Here is a 17,770-nt window from a genome sequence, read left to right on the forward strand (position 1 = left end):
TGGCCGAGGCCTCCAAGCAGTTTCGCCGTGTGAACGGCTTCCTGCACCTGCCCAAACTCAGAGTCGCGCTCGAACGGCACGTCACGCCCCAGAACACCACTTCAAACTGCTACAACGAGAACGTCGCCTGACCGCGGGACCGCTCTTCAAGTTCCACGAACTGCGGGACAACCTCCCCCCCTGCACTCGCTTGGCGTAAGAGCAGCTTGAGTGCTCAGCAGGACAACTGTGTGGAGGTGGCAGCCCTTCCCGATGAAGGCCGCGCCGTACGAGACAGCAAGGAACGAAACGGGCCAATGCTGTACTTCACCAAGAGTGAATGGCGGGCTTTTATTGGCGGTGTCAAAACGGAGTATCTGACGATATAGTCCGCTGACTAGCGTCTCAGGCAAACTCTCTGTGGACGGGCAGTCCTGGGGGGGGCCGGGATCGAGAACGACAGTATTCTCCTGGACTCCGTCGCGTTGTCAACGCCCTTGCCCGCGTGACCGCCCCATGGCTTAGCAGGCCGTACGGACCCTCCTGGACCTCGAACGCCACAGCTACCACGAACGCATCCGCCGCCCGTCCGCACGCACATCCTCTGACCCTTGGAGGATTCATGACCTAACGTTCATTGGACCGAGATGAGAGGGGTGCCTTGTGCGGCAGCGTGGCCATTCGCTTACGAGCTTGGAGATCTGTGCGGGGGCGGGAGGGCAGGTACTCGGTCTTGAGGGAGCCGGTTTCACGCCGGTCATGCTTGTCGAGAACGACAGGCATGCCTGCGCGACGCTGAAACGGAATCGCCCGGCCTGGGATGTGCGGCAGATGGATCTCCGGGATTTCGTGGCAGGTGAACATCCGCAGGTCTATGACGTGGATTTACTCTCCGGCGGTCTTCCTCGTACGCCGTATTCGGTGGCCGGACGTCGACAGGGAGGCGGGGACGTAAGAGACCTGCTTGCGGTCGCGGTCTGGTTGATCACCGAGGTGCGTCCTCGGGCTGTCATGATCGAGAACGTCCCGACTCTGCTTACCGATGCGAAGTTTGAGCCCAACAGAAGATTCGTCCTCGAAGAACTCGAATATCTGGGCTACAGCGCTGACTGGCAGACCCTCGACGCCCAGGACTTTGGTGTACCGCAGGCTCGTCGTAGCAGCATTCTAGTCGCCATGAAGCCCGATGATCTTGTGCGGTTTCATTGGCCTGAGCCGAGGGGGCAGGCGCCAACCGTTGCGGGCGCACTCCATGAGTCGATGGGAAGTCGGGGTTGGGCAGGCGTCCGCGAATGGACCCAGATCGCGGATCAGGTGGCGCCGGCCGTCGTCGGAGGCTCCTCCACACACGGTGGGGCGGATTTGGGGCCCAGTCGTACCAAGGCGGCGTGGGCCAGGCTCGGGGTCAACGGCCACAGCCTGGGAGACGATGTCCCCGGTTCGGACTTTGTGCTGGAGTTCGGTCTCGGCAAGTACGGCAGAGACGGTCTCCCCAAGTTGACGATCCCGCAGGTCGCCATACTTCAGGGCTTCCCGAGGACGTGGTACTTCGAGGGTGGTAAGACCGCGCGCTATCGCCAGGTCGCCCAGGCTTTTCCCCCGCCCTTGGCAGCGGCTGTCGGCGAACGGATCGCTGCTGTCCTGAACGATCCCACACCGAGTTTCTCCGATGGTATGAAGATCGAATAGGCGCCCCGCTACCCTTGCCTCTCATGACCACCCCCCGCACCACCCCTATCAACATGATCGATCTTTTTGCGGGCTGTGGTGGCTTCACCGAGGGGTTTCGGTCTTTTCGTCCAGATATGGAGTCGCCGTCACCATATCGACCTGTTGCGGCGGTGGAGTTCGACCTCGCGGCGGCCTCCACCTACGCGGCCAACTTTGGAGCATGGTCGGGTGGATCGGATCACATCTTCGCGGATGACATCAAGAACTGGGATCCGGGCAGCGTCGGGCGCGATGTCGATGTGATCCTGGGCGGTCCTCCCTGCCAGGGGTTCTCCGGCCTGGGAAAAGAGGACGCCGATGATCCCCGAAACAAGTTGTGGCGTGAGTACATGCGGGTTGTCAACGCCGTTAAACCCAAGGTCTTCATAATCGAAAACGTGGAAAGGTTTTTCAGATCCGTCGAGTATGAAGCGCTCTTCGCGGCCACAGAAAAGCCGGACGGCGAGTTGCGTGAATATCACTTGGAGTCGATGACCCTCAACTCCGCAGACTACGGAGTACCGCAGAGTCGACGCCGTGCCATCGTCATCGCAACCCATCGCGATCTTCCCATTCTGACCCATCCGAAGCCGACGCATCGGAAAATCAAAAAAGGAGCCGATGTTCTCCCTGATGTCACCGACCTTTCATCGTGGGTTGGGGTTGGCACTATCTTTAAGAAGACCTCGGAGGCTGTTTCCACAACCGAGCTTCCCAATCGGGAGTGCGTCCAGGTCAACGATCATCTGCTGCCCGGTACGTTCCGTTCCCGGGAACTTCACATAGGGCGCAAACCCACGGATCAGTCATTGAGGCGTTACCGTGCCATCCCGCCGGGAGGGAATCGACACGACCTTCCCCCGAAACTCTCCACACTCAACTGGCTGAATCACCGCAGTGGTTCCGGCGATGTGATGGGCAGACTGGTTCGGGAAAATCCCTCGGTGACCATCCGTACTGAATTCTTCAAACCGGAGAAGGGGCGGTATCTCCATCCCTCCGCCGATCGCCCCCTCACCCACTACGAGGCCGCACTCATTCAGGGCTTCCCCGAGGATTTCCTCTGGTGCGGGAGCAAGGTGCAGATCGCCCGGCAAATCGGTAACGCCGTTCCCGTCGGTCTGGCGAGGGCTATCGCCGAGCAGGTTTACCATCACTCTCGCGAGTGGTGATATCTGCCGAACTACTGATTTATCCGACCTCGTACGGGTGCCTCGGAGAAGAGCTTCTCGAAAAGTGGTATCAGCGTATTGACCGCCTGTCCGGATATGGCTCCGTCATCAGGGCCGTCCGGCAGTCGCTCGTACGAGATCACGGCGGTCTCTCCGTCGTCCATCCAAGCCCGCCGAGCCTCACCGTCCAGTCGGTCGTCAGGTGCCAGGGCCTCAAAGAGCAGGGTGCTTGCAGCGGCGTTCACAGCGGGGGCCAGCGCGTTCACCTCACGTCCGGTCCTTGCTGTCCCCTGCTCGATGAGGTGGATCAGGGCCTGTGCCGTCGGCCGATGATGGACGATCTCCATTCGTAAGACCGTGTTGAACACGTCCTGATTTGCACAGGCCAACTCCACAGGGCGGTAGTCGTCGCCGTCACGGAAGAGTTCTGCCGCCCACCACAGGCGTGCGAACGCCTGAGTATGAAACGGGCCGCAGAACCGACGCGGATTGACCATCGAGGGTTCGCCACTCTTCTTCGCACGTCCGAGATGCCGCCAGAAAACGTAATCCGGCGCCAATCTCATGCTCAGGAAATTCCAGAGGCCGGTCTCGGCGGCCTCCCTCCGGGTGATCCGGAGGATGGCGTGGAGGCGAGGGGCCAACCAGGCGTCCGCAGCGGTGTGCGGCCCCTCTCCGAAACGCCTCATCGCCTCCTCGATGAAATCTCGAAGAAGTTCCGCCTCCCACCTGGGGGAGTCGTCCAGAGGCCGACATGCCCTGCTCATGAGCGCCTGTAGGAACTCTTCCCTTCCGTCGAGAACACCACTGGTCAGGAACCTGGTGACCTCCGAGTCCGGTAGCAGGGCAATGCGCTGGGGGACGGTCATCCGCTCCCCTCCTTGCCGGCGATCGTTGTGCGATGAATTGTGCGGAACAGATTCCCAAGAGACCGAGGAAACCTGGCCTGTTTGGAAGCGGCATGCAGTACACGCATGTGGAGGTCCCCACCCCCGTCGCCTCGCTGGCGGAGTTCTATGAGCTCTGATATTCCGTCATCGGGAGAACAGTCCGGATATATATCCGGAAGCATGCGTCGCAGCACCGTGTTATACCATCCACCGGGCCACTCCGGCCGGCCGTTTTCGAGGCGTACGGCGTAAGCCGCCGTGTTGAAGAGCACTACCCACATTTCCGTGGCCAGCTGGGCACGTATCAGATCGCGGAGCTGTGGATCGACCCCCGAGGTCTTGCCGAGAAGCAGGCTCAGGCCTTCAAAACCTGAATTCAGGTAGACAACGGGTTCGTCTCCGGAGGCTTCCAGGGTCCAGGGGGCGGACTTGTAGGCATTCAGATGAGGATTGTCCTCGTCCGAGAAGTCGGCCCATCTCTGTTTGATGCTCCTCTGAGGGGTGGGAACGCGGCTCTGTAGGTCTACCGTCCAGGATGGGAGCGTGGAACCGATCACCCTCCCGGCCACACCGTCGACGGTCGCCACCACATGACCGGTCAGTACCGCAGCACTGAGATGATCATCGTGGTGGAGTTCGACACTTCCCACCCACCTCCCGTCGGCTTCGCGCCGCAGCGGTGTGACAGCGCGTGTGTTGGTCTTCTTCTCACTCAGTACGACTACGCAGTTCACCTCTGCCCACGGACCCGCGGCGAGTTCCTGCGTCGGCACTTTCATGCGAACGGAGAGATGAGCGCGTTCCCATCCCCTCCGCTCCACCTGATGCAGCGCGATGACACGCGCCCCGGTAGAGATCAGCGACAATGACAGCGGAACACTGTCCAGATGAGCCTCGCGGACCTCCAAGGACACCTCGCCCGCGAGCGTTTGGTAGGGGGTCAGCCTTATCACGCCGCGCTCTCCTTCGCCCGCGTCAGGTCGATCTCCACGGCGGACATTTGTGCGGCCACCGGGTGACTCGTCACATCGCTGATGCCGTGAAAAACAGCGGAGCGCGCACCCGTCTTGAACGCCAGATTGCCTGCCGAAGTCACCTCACAGTTGAGCTCGGCGGTAAGTTGCCTCCAATCCGCATGGAGATACGGGCCTGATCTGGTCACGAACCTGAGTACGGGTGCCATGAGCCAGGGATCAACCCGAACGGGGAGCCTGACCTCGACGCGCACCTGCCAGGCCCCGTCTGTGGTCAGCGAACCTTGTACGTGCTTGACCGTGGGGAACCCGGGATTACGCGGTGCAGCGGGAGGGTCCACCCGCAGTAGGTCGTCAAGTGGATCCGGGCCGTCCTGGTCGCCCTCAGGTCGACGCACGATCCGACGGATCTCTTCCTGCGCCTCCCTGCGGAATTCGGTGAGGCGGCTGGCCGCGCCACGAGCGTAGGTGGCGATGAGGTCGTCGGTCGTCTTCCATGCGTTGTGCTCCGGAGGCTCGGAGGTGCGGAGAAACCTCTCCGCCGCTTGGGCGTCCGGCAGATTCGAACCGGTGGCCTGCCCTGCTAGAAGCACCGCTTGGAACGGAAAAGAACCGAGGGGGACATCCGGGACGGCTCGCCTCGTCACCACCATCCGGTTTCCCCGCATGCAGACCAACTGGTTGGGCTTCTCGTCGGTGTCGTCCGTCTGGGTCATCAGGAGTATCGCCTGATGCTCGATGAGCTGTCTCTCACCTCGACGGGCATCTTCCTTCAGCGGTGGTACACCCAGCGCCACGGAGCTCTGCACCACGTGATCTGTCCGGGTGGGCTGAGACACGGTCGTTCCTTCCAGAAACGCGCGTACGGCACGCGAACGGGCTGGCTCGTGGACATGGGGGTCCACACGCTCCTCCTCGATGACGACGACACCGTTGCGCATCGCGGTAACCGACGCCTCCAACAAGGGGCGAGTATCAGCACTTGAGATCATGGAGGCCCAGAAGTTCCGCGCCAGGTGCGTGACGAGTTTGCTGTGCATTCCCTCCAGGTCGGTCGCGTCCCCGGCCGAGTCATGGGCGCCCACAATGAGAAAAGACGTGCCGGGGGCCGCGCTCTCTCGCGCCAGGTACAGTTCCTCGACGGTCTTCGGGTCGGCCCACCATGATCGGGCGACTCCGTCGCGTTGAGGATCCGCCTCCCCAAACCAGGCAGGCCCCGCATAGTCGACCCCATCCAGGTGGTGCCAGGGAAGATCGAGCCTTCCGATCATCCGGGACTCGCTGCGGCCCTCGTGCGGTTCAGAGAGCACACTGTTGATCATTACCAGTCCGAGCTGGCTGGTCGCCCAGAGCGTGGCCTTGCCGAGTCCGTACGATCCGCCCGCCGTACCCAGTTTGTGGCTGTCGAGCAGACGACGGACGACCGCTGCGAAACGACCGTCGTCGTAGTCCGGACCGGTGAGGCCTCTGGCGTTGTAGTCATCCACCCGCAGGAGCAACAGCGTGTCGTTCTCCCGCATCTCGTGAATGCCGTTGGCGAGTACGCGGCCGACTTTCTGGCGCCGGGCAGGATCGGCTGCTGCCTCGAAATGGGGTTCCAGTTCGTTCCAGTGCAGTGCTTCGAGAAAGCGCTGGAGGCGTTCCCCGGAGATCTCGTGGAGGAGATGGCGAACTCGGACAGGCTGGTTCGGGTCGTGCTGTTCGTCGAGGCTGTTCTGAGTGGTCTCGCGGGCGAGAACCGACAGATCCGCGTCGAAGGCGAAGGTGGCGGCGTTACCGAGTTCGCGACCACCGTCGATGTGGGCGGGACGGTGATACCAGGCCAGGCTCCCGGCTGAACTGGGGGAGTCCTCCCGGGTCATCACGGCTCCGGGGTCAACCCCGAGTATCTCGGCGATGGCGTGGATCTTGTCCATCCGAGGCTCGGCTCGTCCGGTCACCCAGGCGGAAACCGCCGCACGGGTGACGTCGAGTCTCATGGCCAGATCGGCCTGGCTCATGTTCTGGCGACGTAGTTGCCTGCTCAGCCACTCTCCGAAGGTGTATCTGTCCTCAACCACCCTGCCTCCTCGTTCGGCTGCTCGGTAGGTCAGGCTATGAGATCGTTTTTGACGGTGCAAGCTGTGTCAAATTTTTTTGTCCCCACATGCGATTCGCGTTCCAGGGTTCACCTTGGAGGCTTTACAAGATCCACTTCCTCTGGGTTCCAGATCTGCGCTCGGGCGTTGTCGCGAGACGGATTGGGCCGATCGGTCGCTCTGAGGCTTGTCGACGGGCGGTGGGGGGCATGCGGGGCCCTTGTGTTTTCCGGGTAATCCCGAGGTAAAACCCCAGATCCCCGCTTGGGGAAGTTTATGGCTCGTCCGAATTTACTGGTTTCGGACGGCACCTCTTAACTACTTGCGAGTAGAGGTGAGGGGTTTTCATTTTAATGATTCCCATTGAACCCCGCTTGCGAAAGTGTGGGATGTTGGAGATGATTAGTGCAATGGGCACGGAGTGACCCGAATTTTTGATTCGGGGGAGCGGGTCCGATCCGTTGATCGATGATCCTTCTCTATTGGTGTATGCGTTCAGGTAACGCTTCCCCTGATCTGGGGGATTACCTTGGCGTGGACTCTGATTCGCTTGCCGTCCAGATAAGGCTACATGCGGGGGCATGGGCTTTTTTTATGCTTTTCGACATCGCCGTATCCCGTTGCCCACTCATCTGGATCGACCATGCCCTCGAAAGGGGTGCGAAGTATGGAAAAATCCCCTAGTTCTTCATGTTCGCGGCGCTTCACGCTTTTCTACAAGGCGCTGATCGTTTTGGAGTATGAACTCGCCTCCCGGCAGGAGCGAGCCGAGATCCGTCGTCGGGAGGGTCTCCACTCGTCTTACATCAGTCGGTGGCGCAGCGATTTCGTCAGGAGCCTCGGGCCGGATGACATGTCACGATCGGGTCACATGTCGACGAGGTCCGTGAGGTACGCCCGAGCCGATCGGGCGGCTCAATCGACACCGCGTCACGCCAAGCCTCATCAGCACGGCGAGGCGCAGATTTTCGTCACGCGCCTCGCGCGCTTCCTGCGCCACAGACGTTGGTTCGACTGATCCTCCGGGTGAGTGGAATGTAGCGCTCCGGATCACACATTCGGGCGGGAGGCGGGCGGATGGAGACGTTGGAACGTACCCATTTTTTTCGGCCCCACGTTATGCTGCCTGCCTCCGTCCGTTTTCCTGCTTTTGGATGGCATCCCACCATCGAACCTCGCCGGCGGAACCACGTCGGTCATCCCCCAGAGGCGTCCCCCGCGTCCATACAGGAGTTGATCAAGTCATGAGCTTCGAGACGTCCGATTCCCCGGTCCTGCATGTGGTGCTCGATCAGTCTCGACGCGTTCTGGAGACCTACGGCGTCGACCCCGGGCTCATTCAGGAGCACGCTAACGGTGAACGACGGATCACCCAGGGTGGCTATGGTGAACGGCAGCTCTACGAACTTGTGCAGAACGGTGCGGACGAGCTCAGGGACGATCCCGGCGGTGACATTCACGTCGTGCTGACCGATACCCATCTGTACTGCGCGAACATGGGAAACCCGGTTACCCCGGCCGGCGCGGAGACGATTCTCCGGATGAGTGTCTCGCGTAAGCGCGGCGGGCAGATCGGCCGTTTCGGTGTGGGGGTGAAGTGTGTCCTCAGCGTGTCGGACACACCCCAGTTCTTCAGCAAAACCGGGAGTTTCGGCTTTGACCGGGAATGGTCGGCTGAGCTGATAAGAGAAGTCCACCCGAAGGCCTCTGAAACCCCTGTTCTCCGGATGGCGAAACCACTTGATATCAAGCGGGCGGTTGCCGTTGATCCGGTGTTGGCGGAACTCATGAAGTGGGCATCGACGGTTGTTCGCCTACCACTTAAACCTGCAGCCGTCAGTCGGCTGGGCGAAGACGTCAATAAATTCCCAAAGGAGTTCGGGCTGTTCTCCCCGCACGTCGGCGCGGTAATCCTGGAAGACCGCCGTACTGGTCGACGTGTTCAGCGGAAGATTTTTCAGAGTTTCTCGGGAAAGCAGTGCACGATTCAAGAGGAGAATGTAAACGGGAAGGACGTCACCGAGAGATGGCGAGTTTTCACCAGAACGCACGCGCCCAGTGCGACTGCCCTGGGCGCGGCCGGTGAGCTGCACGATCGCCCCAAGATAGACATTTCCTGGGCTGTCCCCGACCAGAAACGTGCGGAGCGCGGGATCTTCTGGGCCTACTTCCCGACGAACTATGACACCACGTTGAAGGGCATCCTCAACGCCCCCTGGAAAACAAGTGAGGATCGGCAGAACCTCTTCGATCACAACGCGTTCAATGACGAGCTTCTCAGGGTCGCGGCCGAACTTGTGGTGGACTCCATCCCCGAACTGTCCTCCCCCGATGACCCTGGCGCATATCTTGACTTTCTGCCCGCACGAGGTAGAGAGGCGCCTCAGTGGGCTGATCGTCGATTGACGGCCGCCGTGTGGAGCACGACGGCGACCAGGCCGTCCCTCCCCGATCAGACGGGGAGCTTCCGCACTCCCAAGGAGATCAGGCTTCACCCCGAGGGACTGCGCGAGGAGTGGCTTCAGTTGTGGGCGGAGTACCGGGGGGCTCCCAAAAACTGGTGCCACCGCTCCGTCGAGCAGAGGGATCGTCGGGCGAGGGTCGGTTACATCCTCACCGCGGCGAACGTGCCGGTCGCGTCGATCCGCGAATGGTTGGAGGCGCTGGTTGAGGACGGCAGCGCCGAGGCGTCCATCCGGGCGATTCGGATCGTCGCGGGGATCAAGCGGGATGAGCCGAAGTTCGCCGAGGAGGCGCTCAGGGCCAGAATCGTTCTTACGGAGTCGCACGGCCTGGTCGCCCCCGTCGAGGGTCGGGTGTTCCGCCGAAGCACGACCGACGCCCTTCACGATGATCTGGTCTACGTGGCGGAGAAGGTGGCGGAGGACGTCCACGCTCTTCACGCGCTCGGATCGCTGGGAGTTCACGAGGCGGACGGTGCAGGTCGGTTCGCGGCCGTCGTAGCCCAGGGGTTTCACGGTTACGGTGATTCCCAGTGGAGCGACTTCTGGCAGTCGGCGCGCCGGGTGGAGCCGACCAGGGCCGTCGCCATCTTGAAGGAGAAGGTGACGGACCCGGCCCGAACGCTACGTCTCCGTACGGTGAGCGGTCACTTCCGACTGATCCATGACTGTCTGCTTCCAGGGGCGGTCGTTCCCGACGACGGGAGTCGAGATCGAGAGATCGCCGTCGACACGCGCTTTCATGCCGACGACCGAGTGGTGTTTCCGGACCTCGGGCTGACGGATGCGCCACTGGTCAACCAGGATCCGAGAGGGGACCCCTGGTATGACGAGTACGAGGAGTCGGCGTGGAAGAACTACTGCGCCACCCTTCCGGCCAACGCCTCTCGGCCGAGACAGACCACGATGAGACTGGAGGGCGCGAATCTCGCGGGCCCCCTCCACCTGTTGCCGATGCTCTCCGAGGAAGGACGGGCCGCCTTCCTGCAGCATCTCCCCGATCGAGGCGTGGTCAGGAGCTGGACCATCCAGGTCGGGGCGCAACAGTCGACCCGTCGAAGTGTCATTTCCCCGCTGGTGTGGATGATCCGCAGATACGGGCGGGTGAGGACCTCACAGGGGATCGTGTCCGTGCACGCGTCCGTCGGACCGCAGCTCAGCTCCTACCGGGGAGTTCTCCCTGTGGCACACACCTCCGGCACTCTGGCATCCGCGTTGAACCTGCCGGCGGTCTTGGGTGATGTGTCGTCTCGGATATGGGAGCAGCTTGTCCACAGGGCGGCCGAGAGTGAGGACGACGAGTTTCCGGGTCAGGTCTACGCGCTGATCCTCGAAGCGGCGGTTGAATGGCCCGAAGGAGTGCCCACCCGCTGTCGTATCGGTGACGAGTGGGCAACTCGGCCGGATGCGGAGATCGCGGTGACGGCGGTCCGGTCCGAGTATGAGGATCTGAGACGCGAGCATGTTCCCGCCCTACTGGCGCCCAGCGCTCAGACCGTTGAATCGCTGATCGAGACCTGGGGCATGCGCAGGGTGTCCGATGTCATCGAAAAGGAGATCAGACACGCTCCTCAGTCGGACCCTGTGCTGCTGACGGACGAGTTTCCGCATCTCAAGATCAGTCATAGGCAACAGGTCGCGGACTGGTCCATGGTGCGGTGTAGCGAACTTGAGGAAATCACTCGAACACCTCATGGAATGCGGGCCGAGACCGTACAGGTGGCTGTTCAGGATCGCTCCGTTCTGGTCCTGGCACCTGAGGACGACCTGGCCGCGCTCGTTCAGGTGGATCGGATCCTCAAACTCCGGTTGGGGGCGGCCGGATGCGCGTCGATTCTGGAGAGACGTCGACAGCAACGTGATCATGAGCGCGTTCGGCGGGCGCGCAGGGCCGCGAGCCCGGTGGAGAAGGTCCTGGAGTTGGTCGGTGAGGAACAGCTGAAACGAGGCCTTCCCGAAGGGCTCCTGGAGAGTGAGGAAACGGAGGCCGGAGGTGCGATCGACGCTCAGCGCGTCGCGCAACTGGCACTCAACGCCCACGGAGCCGGCATCTTCCGGCACCACAGCAAGGATCTGGCGGCGCGAATCCCCGAGGCTCCGAGCAGCTTCCGAGGGGACGGCGCCTCCCGGCGATTCATTAGCGAGCTCGGGCTGCCGGAGGTGTACGCGGGGGCGAAGACGGTCAGCAGACCTCCGGAGGAGGAGGTCGACGGGCCGACCAGTTTTCCGAGGCTGCACCAGTATCAGGAACAACTGGCCGACAACATGTTCCGGCTTCTGACGCGCCCGGCGCCAGGGCGGGCCATGCTCAGCCTTCCAACCGGTGCCGGTAAGACACGGGTGGCTGCCGAGGCTGTGATCCGGGTCATCAAAGAACACGGGATCATCGGGCCCGTTCTCTGGGTCGCACCAACCGAGGAACTGTGCGAGCAGGCGGTGCAGAGCTGGCGGTTCGTCTGGTCCAAGGTGGGTCCCGACAAGAAGCTCACCATCAGCAGGCTCTGGTCGAGCAACGCGGCCTCCGCCGTACAGGACAACGCTCACCTGGTGGTGGCCACGGACGCCAAGTTGGCCCAGTGTCTGGACACAGAGGAGTACGCATGGCTACGGAAGGCCGCAGTCGTGATCGTCGACGAGGCGCACACCTCGACTTCGCCGCGTTACACCCAGATTCTGCGCTCGCTGGGACTCACTTTCAGCCGAACGGAACGTCCGCTCATCGGCCTGACCGCCACCCCGTACCGAGGTAACAACGAGGAGGAGACCAAGCGCCTCATCGACCGCTTCGGTCGAGTGCGTCTGGACGACGGGATCTTTCAAGGGGACCCTTACACGGCCCTGCAGGAGTTCGAAATGCTGGCCCGTGTCGATCATCGCGAGTTGGCCGGCGCGACGATCAGCTTGGATGAGGAGGAGTTGCGACTCGCGGACTTTCGTGGCCTCCCCGCCTCGGCCGAGCAGCGACTCGCGGGGAACGAGCAGCGGACGCGCATGCTGATCGACGAGATCGTTAAGCTGCCCAAGGACTGGCCGATCCTGGTTTTCGCCACCTCGGTCAACCACGCCAAGGTGCTTGCGGCCAAGCTGAACGGTCGAGGAATCACCGCTGCGGCCATTGACGCGGCCACGCCGATCTCGGAGCGTCGCAGCAGGATCGACGAGTTCCGATCCGGCCGCATCCGTGTGCTTACCAACTTCGGAGTCCTACATCAGGGCTTCGACGCTCCGGCAACCCGGGCCGTGGTCGTGGCGCGGCCGACATACAGCCCAAACGTCTACCAGCAGATGATTGGGCGTGGCCTGCGCGGGCCGAGGAACGGAGGGAAGGAGCGTTGCCTGATCCTTGACGTTCGCGACAACATCGTGAACTTCGACGAGAGCCTGGCCTTCACACGATTCGAGCACCTGTGGAGTGACGGTGAGTGATCCGTACCAAGGCGGCCATCCCCTGACCGCTGAACAGGAGGCGGTGGTCCGACAGCCGGGTGACGCGCTTCTGTTGGTGACGGCGGGAGCGGGAGCGGGCAAGACACACACGTTGGTTCGGCGACTGGACGCGTTGGTCGGCGAGGAGATGGGTGCCGGTGAGATTCTGGTACTTAGCTTCTCCCGAGCCGCAGTGCGGGAACTAGGGGGCAGGCTGGCCCGTCAGGGCGAGGCCGCACGGCACGTTCGGGCGCAGACCTTCGACTCCTGGGCGCTCGATCTCCTCGTTCAGGTCGCGGCGGACCGGGAGTGGCAGACCCGGAGCTTCGAGGACCGGATCATCGGGGCCGCCGACGCGATCGCCGACGGCCGTGCGGATCACCTGTATGAGGATCTGCGCCACGTCGTGATCGACGAGGTGCAGGATCTCGTGGGAAGCCGGCGTGAACTGGTGGAGACGCTGCTGGAACGGTACGACTGCGGGTTTACCGTGGTCGGTGATCCCGCTCAGGCGATCTATGGCTTTCAAGTGCAGGACCCTCAGGAACGGGCGGGCGAGGCGAATCGGTTCTTCGACTGGCTTCGCGTCACCTTCGGCGACGACCTCGTGGAAATGAGGCTCACGGAAAATTTTCGTGCCCGAACCGAGGAGGCGCGTACCGCACTCTCCCTTGGACCCGTTCTTCGGTCCGGAGCCGAGGTGCGCGCTACGCCGCACCTGAACTCGAAGGCGTTTGACGAACTACGGACCGTCCTTCTTGGAACCCTGAACATCGGGGATCTGAACGATGAGTTCGTGCTCGACTCGCTTCGAGGCCATGGCGGGAGCACCGCCGTCCTGTGCCGGACCAATGGCCAGGCGTTGATGGTCTCCGGGCAGTTGCACGTGGACCGGGTCCCCCATCGGTTGCAGCGTGCGGCTCAAGACCGAGCTGTCCCCTCGTGGGTGGCGACGCTGTTCCGCTCCTCCACCGGTTCGATGTTGACAAGGGATCACTTCGACGAACTTGTCCCGGACCTCTGTCTATCCGTCGGGGACGACCCTGATGTGCTGTGGGGGTTGCTGCTGAGGTCATCCACGAGCAGAGGTAACCGCCGTTCGATCGATCTCATTCGACTGCGATCGGTGCTCGCGGGGGGACGTCTCCCTGATGAGATCACCGCGCAACCGCCCTCATCGCTCATCGTGTCCTCTTTCCATCGCGCCAAAGGTCTGGAGTTCGACCGGGTGATCGTCGTCGATCCCGGGCCGCTGCCCGATGGTCGGGAGACCGATTCAGAGGAGGAGGCGCGCATGCTCTATGTGGCGATGACCCGCCCGCGTGACGAGTTGATGTGGCTGGGCACGCCGGACACCCGTCTTGTGCGCAAGGGTGACCGTGCCGTCCGTTGGGGGCATTACGGGTGGCAGCGATGGCAGCGTGTGGGCCTGGAGTTTCTCGGTGGGGATGTTTATCGAGACGAACCCGCCGGCTTGGGGATTCTCTCTGAGAACCCCGTGCGGATTCAGGATTATCTGCGCACAGAGGTTTCCGTCGGGGACGAGCTTGTCGCGGAGCGGTTGTATGAAGGCGCCGTTGAGGAGGAGCGGAGCCCGCCTTATCTCGTCAGACATGGAGACCGTCCTATCGGTGTGACCTCTCCGTCCTTTCATCGTGACCTCCACAGCTTCCTGCGGTTGAGTCGTGATCATGTACCGCGGAGTTACCCCCGCATGATCACTGGAATCTACCTGGACGCCGTCGAGGCGGTCATGGGAAGCCAGGCCGCCGGTTCGGTGGCCGGTCTCGGAGCTCACGGAGTGTGGCTGGTTCCACGTCTGACGGGACTGAGCCGATTCGTTTATGACGCCAAGAACGAGGGCCGGGAGACGAGGGATGTCTGATGTGGAAGCACACTACCGATTCCGCCGTGAGCTGGTGGATCGTCTCCAGAGGGACATCCTTGGCCCGGTCGGAGGTGCCGAGGAACTGTTGATCGACGCCCCGGCAACGGCGTACATCACGGGGGTTCTCTATCCCCTGGACCAGGACGAAGAGCGCTTCACAGCCGAGAGCGTCGAACAGGATCTCGACCTGTCCCCGACGGGGATGGCCGTGGATGAGAAGCCTGATGTTGGGGCGGCGCCAGCGAACCGGCAGATGCCCTCAGCCATGGGCCTCACCTTCGCTGTGGACACGACCGAATGTCCGACGGTCACTCTGACCGTGAGCGTCGCCGTTTACGAGGCGGTCGACGAGACAGGGCGTGTCGTCAAGCCCAGACGGGCCGAGCGCCGGACCACTCAAGATGACAGTTTCCGGTGGCGGCGTCGTCCCTTGACCGTTGATCCGGTCCAGGTGAAGGTCACGGAGCGGAGCGAACTCCGATGTGATCTCGCGCCGGGCCTTCAGGTCCGCTTGCGCGTACGTGAGCCCGACGATCGTGGTGTCGTGGCCGTCACAGCCACACTCATCAACATCAACAAGGTCGGTCCGGCCGATATCAAGGACGCTCACTGCTTCTTCCAGCCGATACTGAAGGTGACCGCGGAGAAAGGTCGGAAGGCGTTCGTCGAGCGTCAGGCGGTGCGTGGTGGTGACGAGCAGGAAGTCCTGGTGAGCAGACTTCTCCATCGACATGCACCGATGTTCGCGACGGGTCACGGATGCGCTGCCGACTGGGAGTGGAGACCACCCGCTCCGCGCGGACCGAGGTCTCTCGCGCCCTCCAGGACCGAGGCCGTATGGACGGCGTTCGTTCCACGGGCCGAGGTGCTTCTCACAGGGGCCAACCCTGACATCAAAGAACTCGGCATGCGGTGGCTGGCAGAGGCCGCCGCCGCCGATGCGTTTCAAAGCCTGCGTTGTCTGACCGATGGGTACCGATCCTGGATCGACGCCCGACTCGAGGAGGCTCGATGGTTGGCGGGGACCGAACTTGGTGAGGTCGCCCGCGAGCAGATCAAGGAGTGCGGGATCGTCTGCGGCAGGATGGAACGTGGAATCACCCTGCTGGAACAGAACTCTGATGTGATGCAGGCGTTCCGGTTCGCGAACCAGGCGATGGCGACGCAGCGCGCACGGACGGTGTGGATCAGAGGAGGTGCGGAGGGGGCTCCCAATCTCCAGGTCGGCCGGTGGTATCCCTTCCAGATCGGGTTCATGCTCCTCTGTCTTGAGGGCATCGCCGATCCCGGCCACGACGATCGACGGGTAGCCGACCTGCTGTGGTTCCCGACAGGTGGCGGTAAGACCGAGGCGTACCTTGGGCTCATCGCCTTCACCGTCTTTCTGCGGCGGATCCGTGCCGGGGTACGAGGCGGCGGCGTGACCGTTCTGATGCGCTATACGCTGCGGCTGCTCACCCTGCAGCAGTTCGAGCGTGCGGCGACCCTCATGTGTGCGATGGAGCTGATGCGGCAGGGTGACCGAGAGCATCTCGGTGAAGAGACGATCTCTTTGGGGATGTGGGTTGGAAAGGCCGCGACCCCCAACAGGCTGAAAGACGCAGAGGAGAGCATCGAGAGGCTACGCGACGGCAGAAGACTGCCGGAGCAGAATCCGGTGCAGCTGCGGTCCTGCTCGTGGTGCGGGACACCGATGGACGCCTTCGACTATCACGCGTATCCCGACTCGGGAAAGATGTTGATCCGATGCCGTAACACGAGTTGTGAGTTCCGCGGCGGGCTCCCCGTACACGTGGTGGACGAGGCCATCTACAGCGCCCGGCCGACCCTCATCATCGCCACGGCGGACAAGTTCGCGCAGATCGCATGGCGAGCGGACGTCGCCAAGCTGTTCAATCGAGAAGGTGCGCCAGAGGGAACTCCCCCGCCGGAGCTCATCATCCAGGACGAGTTGCACCTGATCTCCGGGCCGTTGGGCACCCTTGCCGGACTCTATGAGACGGCGATCGACGTCGCGGCGCGTTTTCCCAAGGTGATCGCCTCGACTGCGACCATCCGTCGCGCGCGGGAACAGGGCACGCGACTGTTCAATCGAGAAGTCAATCAGTTTCCGCCGGCGGGACTGGACGCCCGTGACTCGTGGTTCGCGGTCGAGGCGCCGCCGGAGCGGAAGGCATCTCGGATGTACGTCGGGCTGCTCACCTCCAGCACCAGCCAGGCCACCCTGTTGATTCGCGCTTATGCCGCATTGTTGCACCATGCCGCGTTTATCGAAGGTGATGAAACGATCCGAGATGCCTACTGGACCCTGGTGGGCTACTTCAACAGCCTGCGGTTGCTGGCCGCCGCGGAGCTACAGGTTCACGCCGATGTGGATGAGCGGCTCAAACAGCTCGCCACAAGGGGGGGTGGTGCCGGGCGCACGGTCAAGGTGCTTGGGGAGCTGACCAGTCGTGTGGATTCCAGTGATATACCGAGGAGCCTCGAAGACCTCTCCATCGCGCTGCCCAGGGAGGGGGTGACCGACGTGGTGCTCGCCACGAACATGATCTCCGTCGGTGTGGACGTGAACCGTCTCGGGCTCATGGCCGTGACAGGTCAACCGCAGACCACCGCGGAGTACATTCAGGCGACCAGTCGGGTCGGTCGACAGCATCCTGGACTCGTGGTGGCGCTGTTGAACTCCGCGCGGTCTCGTGACCGTTCCCACTACGAGAACTTCGTGACCTATCATTCGGCGCTCTATCGGCAGGTCGAATCCACCAGCGTCACGCCCTTCGCGGCTCGTGCTCGGGATCGCGCCCTGCACGCAGTGCTCGTCGGATTGGCGCGTGTGCTCCTGCCGGTGGCGCGGCCGAACGATGCCGCGGGTCGGGTCGAGACCTTTCTGGACGAACTCATGAAGCTCAGGGACGTCATCCTCACGAGAGTCGGGAGTGTCGCCAAGGAAGAGTGTGAAAGTACCGCTGAGGAGCTTGACGGCTTCATCGAGCACTGGAGGCGGTTGGCTGAGGAGAATCCGGGCCTGCTCTATGAGGCTCCCCGGAGAAGGTGGGCAGGTCAGATCCGGCACAGGGACGCCGCGCTGCTTGGCTCCTACGGATCCGACGAGGACCTGGTCGACTCCGCCGAAACGATGTGGAGTCTGCGGGATGTCGATGTGGAGTCCGACCTCTACCTGGAGAAGTGAA

At 62.6% G+C, this 17,770-nt stretch carries 8 protein-coding genes and 1 pseudogene; 6 read left to right on the top strand and 3 right to left on the bottom strand.

All coding sequences use genetic code 11. The features are described from left to right. Positions 1–197 precede the first annotated feature (197 nt). The 3 genes and pseudogenes from ACWEF2_RS29625 to ACWEF2_RS29635 all read left to right on the top strand — a co-directional run. Positions 198–368 (top strand): annotated as a pseudogene (locus ACWEF2_RS29625) (DUF397 domain-containing protein); the annotation flags it as partial. 274 nt (positions 369–642) lie between these two features. After that, a complete protein-coding gene (locus ACWEF2_RS29630) occupies positions 643–1,668 on the top strand; it encodes a DNA cytosine methyltransferase (RefSeq protein WP_453819612.1) in 1,026 nt (341 codons plus the stop codon). A gap of 23 nt (positions 1,669–1,691) precedes the next feature. Further along, positions 1,692–2,861: a DNA cytosine methyltransferase gene (locus ACWEF2_RS29635; protein WP_453819613.1), complete on the top strand. Its 1,170-nt coding sequence runs from the start codon at positions 1,692–1,694 to the stop codon at positions 2,859–2,861. Positions 2,862–2,872: 11 nt separating this feature from the next. On the opposite strand, the gene ACWEF2_RS29640 is transcribed toward ACWEF2_RS29635, so the two are convergent. From ACWEF2_RS29640 to ACWEF2_RS29650, 3 genes are read right to left on the bottom strand one after another with little or no spacing between them, the layout of a single operon-like run. Further along, complete coding sequence (locus ACWEF2_RS29640; RefSeq protein WP_453819614.1) at positions 2,873–3,730, bottom strand: DUF6339 family protein; 858 nt, start codon at positions 3,728–3,730, stop codon at positions 2,873–2,875. Next, positions 3,727–4,704 (bottom strand): hypothetical protein, encoded by a 978-nt coding sequence (locus tag ACWEF2_RS29645; protein WP_453819615.1) that lies wholly within the window; start codon positions 4,702–4,704, stop codon positions 3,727–3,729. The genes ACWEF2_RS29640 and ACWEF2_RS29645 overlap by 4 nt, the downstream gene beginning before the upstream one ends. Beyond that, on the bottom strand, positions 4,701–6,785 hold the full coding sequence (locus ACWEF2_RS29650; RefSeq protein ID WP_453819616.1) for a helix-turn-helix domain-containing protein: 2,085 nt from the start codon (positions 6,783–6,785) through the stop codon (positions 4,701–4,703). Before ACWEF2_RS29650 ends, ACWEF2_RS29645 begins: the two co-directional genes overlap by 4 nt. Positions 6,786–8,047: 1,262 nt before the next feature. Here ACWEF2_RS29650 and ACWEF2_RS29655 point away from each other — a divergent pair. The 3 genes from ACWEF2_RS29655 to ACWEF2_RS29665 are packed head-to-tail and all read left to right on the top strand — an operon-like array spanning position 8,048 to position 17,769. Then, entirely contained in the window at positions 8,048–12,691 is a 4,644-nt protein-coding gene (locus ACWEF2_RS29655) for a DEAD/DEAH box helicase family protein (RefSeq protein ID WP_453819617.1), read from the top strand. Next, positions 12,684–14,576: a UvrD-helicase domain-containing protein gene (locus ACWEF2_RS29660; protein ID WP_453819618.1), complete on the top strand. Its 1,893-nt coding sequence runs from the start codon at positions 12,684–12,686 to the stop codon at positions 14,574–14,576. The genes ACWEF2_RS29655 and ACWEF2_RS29660 overlap by 8 nt, the downstream gene beginning before the upstream one ends. Continuing rightward, the gene (locus ACWEF2_RS29665; protein ID WP_453819619.1) at positions 14,569–17,769 is read left to right on the top strand and encodes a helicase-related protein; all 3,201 of its coding nucleotides are present in this window, start codon (positions 14,569–14,571) and stop codon (positions 17,767–17,769) included. Before ACWEF2_RS29660 ends, ACWEF2_RS29665 begins: the two co-directional genes overlap by 8 nt. Position 17,770 lies beyond the last annotated feature (1 nt).

This window comes from Streptosporangium sp. NPDC004631 (genome assembly GCF_053601935.1).

Coding starts and splice junctions, on each gene's coding strand:
- ACWEF2_RS29635 (WP_453819613.1), top strand. CDS start 1,692: ATGACCACCCCCCGCACCACCCCTATCAACATGATCGATCTTTTTGCG.
- ACWEF2_RS29640 (WP_453819614.1), bottom strand. CDS start 3,730: ATGACCGTCCCCCAGCGCATTGCCCTGCTACCGGACTCGGAGGTCACC.
- ACWEF2_RS29655 (WP_453819617.1), top strand. CDS start 8,048: ATGAGCTTCGAGACGTCCGATTCCCCGGTCCTGCATGTGGTGCTCGAT.
- ACWEF2_RS29665 (WP_453819619.1), top strand. CDS start 14,569: ATGTCTGATGTGGAAGCACACTACCGATTCCGCCGTGAGCTGGTGGAT.